Source organism: Nostoc sp. CALU 546 (assembly GCF_048836525.1).
Genome location: NZ_JAWJTF010000214.1, coordinates 1 through 3,868, shown reverse-complemented (window position 1 = coordinate 3,868; position 3,868 = coordinate 1). Strand labels below are relative to the sequence as shown.

Annotated in this window: 4 protein-coding genes; 2 read left to right on the top strand and 2 right to left on the bottom strand. The window is 42.5% G+C overall.

Annotation, left to right across the window (positions count from 1 at the left end; genetic code table 11):
• Positions 1-90: 90 nt before the first annotated feature.
• The gene (locus tag RRG12_RS41680) at positions 91-1,245 is read right to left on the bottom strand and encodes an NAD-dependent epimerase/dehydratase family protein (RefSeq protein ID WP_069074701.1); all 1,155 of its coding nucleotides are present in this window, start codon (positions 1,243-1,245) and stop codon (positions 91-93) included.
• A 153-nt stretch (positions 1,246-1,398) separates the two neighbouring features.
• Complete coding sequence (locus RRG12_RS41675) at positions 1,399-1,917, bottom strand: hypothetical protein (RefSeq protein WP_420758300.1); 519 nt, start codon at positions 1,915-1,917, stop codon at positions 1,399-1,401.
• A gap of 340 nt (positions 1,918-2,257) precedes the next feature.
• Here RRG12_RS41675 and RRG12_RS41670 point away from each other — a divergent pair, with 340 nt between their 5' ends.
• Both RRG12_RS41670 and RRG12_RS41665 read left to right on the top strand, forming a co-directional pair.
• Positions 2,258-2,611, top strand: coding sequence for a hypothetical protein (locus RRG12_RS41670; RefSeq protein ID WP_069074699.1), 354 nt, complete (start codon positions 2,258-2,260; stop codon positions 2,609-2,611).
• A 96-nt stretch (positions 2,612-2,707) separates the two neighbouring features.
• Positions 2,708-3,868: AAA family ATPase (locus tag RRG12_RS41665; RefSeq protein WP_420763194.1), on the top strand; the 1,161-nt coding region annotated here is incomplete at its 3' end.

The following is a 3,868-nucleotide window of genomic DNA, read 5'->3' as shown; positions in this document are numbered from 1 at the left end:
AACATCCTCGATAAATAATAAATGGTTGGTCGTCATATTGTGCTAAAATACGACGACCAATTTTAGACCCACGATTTACTGGGGTTTAACTTAATTTCTGTGCCAAGAGACTTTAGGCAGAATTTGTTTGTGATCAACTCGTTTCTGATACTTGATGGCAAAGTTTAACAGAGAATCGAGTAGAGAATCAGAGAGCAAGTGAGGCTGTAAACCTAAATCGAGCAATTTTGTATTTTTAGCGTTGAAGTAATGTTCTTCTTTTTCAACTCTGGGATTATCTAGGTGATTGATTTCTACGCTCAATCCCATAGCGTTACCAGCTTTTTTCACCATCAAGGCCAAGTCACCGACGCTGAATTGTTCGGTAAATTGGTTAAATACGCGGAATTCACCTGGTTGTGCAGGGTTAGCGATCGCTAATTCTACACATCTGACTGTATCCCGAATATCTAAAAATCCGCGAGTTTGTCCACCTTTACCGTAGACAGTTAACGGATGTCCAATTGCTGCTTGAATACAAAAGCGGTTTAGTGCTGTACCAAACACACCATCGTAATCCAGCCGATTAATCAATAGTTCGTCCATTCCCGTCTCTTCGGTTAAGACGCCATAAACTACACCCTGGTTTAAATCTGTTGCCCGCAATCCCCAAATCCGGCAAGCAAAATGAATGTTATGACTATCATGGACTTTGCTCAAATGGTACATTGAACCGGGCTGCTTGGGATAAGGTAGGGTATCCTTGCGTCCATTGTGTTCAATGGTGATATACCCTTCTTCTATATCGATGTTGGGTGTACCGTATTCACCCATCGTCCCCAGCTTCACTAAATGACAGTCCGGGAAATCTTCCCGCATGGCGTACAGTAAGTTCAACGTCCCAACTACATTATTGACCTGGGTAACAACTGCATGTTCTCGGTCAATCATGGAAAATGGGGCCGAACGCTGTTCACCAAAATGCACCAGAGCATTTGGCTGAAACTGCTGTAATGTTTTATGGAGAAATTCGTAATTCGTAATATCGCCGATGAACAAGTCGATCGATTTACCTGTCAAATCTTGCCAGCGCTGGAGACGTTGTTGAATTAGTGCGATCGGAGTGAGAGTTTCAACACCAAGTTCATTATCCCAGTGCCGCCGCACCAAACTATCTAAAATTCCAACTTCATAACCTCGATTGGAAAGGTAAAGAGCAGTTGCCCAACCGCAATATCCATCACCACCAATAACCAGGACTTTCATCTTCACCAGTTTTTACTCGCTGATAGCTAAATCTACCAGGTTTCTGTCCCCTCTTAATCATCATTCTGAGGGAAATGTGGATTTTGGGAAGTGGAGAGCGGGGAAAAAGCAAGGGAGGCAAGGGGAGAAGAATTAACAACCAATGCTCAAATTTCAAAACTTTAAAATCCGATACTGTTGAGCAATGTAATAAAACAAACGATAGTACTCTGGAAATTCTTGGCTCTTGCTTCGTCCCTGCCAATAGTATTTCACTTGACTTTGAGTTAGTGTCAGTGTCATTGAACCTACTCGCTGATCAACTTCTACAACCATTACCCCTGATACTCCTTGGGCTGTTTGAAAGTTGGATTTTAGCTTTTTTCCGGTCTCTTGATCATTTGGTAGATACTGACTTGCCCATCCCCGAATTTCCACGGTGTTATCCTGTGGTGAAATAAACGCAATTCCATCATCATTTGTTGGGACTGCTAAAGAAGTCCAGTTACTCGGATATGGAAATTCAAAGCCATAACGGGAGTTGCTATAAGTTTTCCAGGCGATCGCTCCGGCGTTAAAATCATTGGCAGTACAACCCCACAGGATTATTAACAGGGCAATGACTCCGCTAACACTGGCTGCAAACCGATAAATTATTCGCCCCAAACTACAGGTTTTATTAGCAGTCGCCATTTACATTACACATTTTGTCAAAGTCACTGATTTTATAGAAATACCAGAAACTCAGATATTGCACCATTCTCAATCAGCCAACTAGTAGTCTGCCACAACATTAGATTTGTAGTCAGCGATAAATTGCTCAATTTCAAGGGTTAGAGCCACTGACTACGAACCACAACCCATCAAGTTTTCTGCTGCATACAGTTGATGATGGCTATTTATAAATAGCATCTCAGTCGAGAATGTAAATGAATGTAACAAAATTAGCGTCAAAACGCTTTACTGTCTTGACAACTAATAAAAGAACCTATAACTTGATATACATACCCGGGTAAGACCGTTAAAGAGTTATATGCAAACGCAAACTAAGCAAAAGGTCACTTTGTATTTATCGCCAGAGTTGCACAAGAAACTGAAGATTCGTTCAGCAGTCGATTCCGAACCAATGTCAGAGCTTGCCGAACGTGCCCTCGTTTTTTACCTATCTAATTCAGAATTGGTTGACGAGGCGGAAGATTCTTCTTATGGGCGGACTCATAGAGTTTATTCATGCCCAACTTGTGATAGTTCACTAATTTTACGTGATGGGGAACTGGTTGCTTTGGGCAATCAACCAGGATTAGTTGGTCAAGAGCATCTTTCCATTGATGAGATGGATGAAGATGAAACCCATCCCAAAGGTGAGGAAGAGTTAGTTCCTTGCTAAATAAATAGGAATTATGAATTATTCATTCATGATTCGGTTGTCTTTACCAGAAGCAATGTCTCTACTGTCTCTATAAGGTCTCAAGTAGGTCGAAGTATGAAAGAAGAGCTCAATATCCTAATTCAAGCTCAATACCCTTTAATCTACCTTGTGACCTCCGAGGAAGAGAGGGCCGAGCAAGCAATTTCCACAATCGCCCAGTTGTTAAAGCCCCAGCGCCGAGTATTTATTTGGACAGTAACACACGGGATTGTGGAGTATGGTCAACCCCGGAATGTTACTCAACATAATACCGTGTCTCCAGAGGCGGCGATTGAGTGGATTATCCGCCAGAAAGAACCAAGTATATTTATTCTTAAAGATTTACATCCCTTTATAGATGCGCCTGCAACTAACAGATCGTTACGTGATGCGATCGCTAGTTTCAAAGGTATGCAGAAGAACATCGTTTTGATGTCTCCGATGCAACAAGTGCCTATAGAACTGGAAAAGGAAGTTGTCGTTCTCGACTTTACTTTGCCAGATATGGTTGAGTTGAATAAAGTACTAACTCACCATATAGAGCAAAATCGTGGTCGGCGGCTGACAACAGAAGCCAGAGAAAAACTTCTCAGAGCCGCTTTAGGTCTAACTAAAGACGAAGCTGAAAAAGTCTACCGTAAGGCACAGGTAACTACAGGGCGTTTGACGGAAGATGAAGTAGATATTGTTTTATCTGAGAAAAAGCAACTAATTCGCCGCAATGGGATCTTAGAATACATCGAAGAAGATGAAACCATTGATGCTGTAGGTGGCTTAGAAGAGTTAAAGAGATGGCTCAAGCAACGCTCTAACGCTTTCACAGAAAGAGCGAGAGAGTATGGTTTGCCTCAACCAAAGGGGATGTTAATTCTAGGGGTTCCTGGTTGCGGTAAGTCATTAATTGCCAAAACTACTTCCCGGCTGTGGGGTTTACCACTGTTGCGGTTGGATATGGGGCGAGTCTACGACGGCTCAATGGTGGGACGAAGTGAGGCAAATCTGCGAAACGCCCTGAAAACAGCAGAATCTATTTCTCCAGCGATTTTGTTTATCGATGAATTAGATAAATCCTTTGCTGGTAGTGGAGGTTCCTCCGATTCTGATGGCGGGACTTCAAGTAGAATCTTCGGCTCTTTCCTCACATGGATGCAAGATAAGAAGTCACCAGTGTTTGTCATGGCAACCGCCAACCGAGTAGAACGCTTACCTGGCGAGTTTTTGAGGAAAGGACGCTTT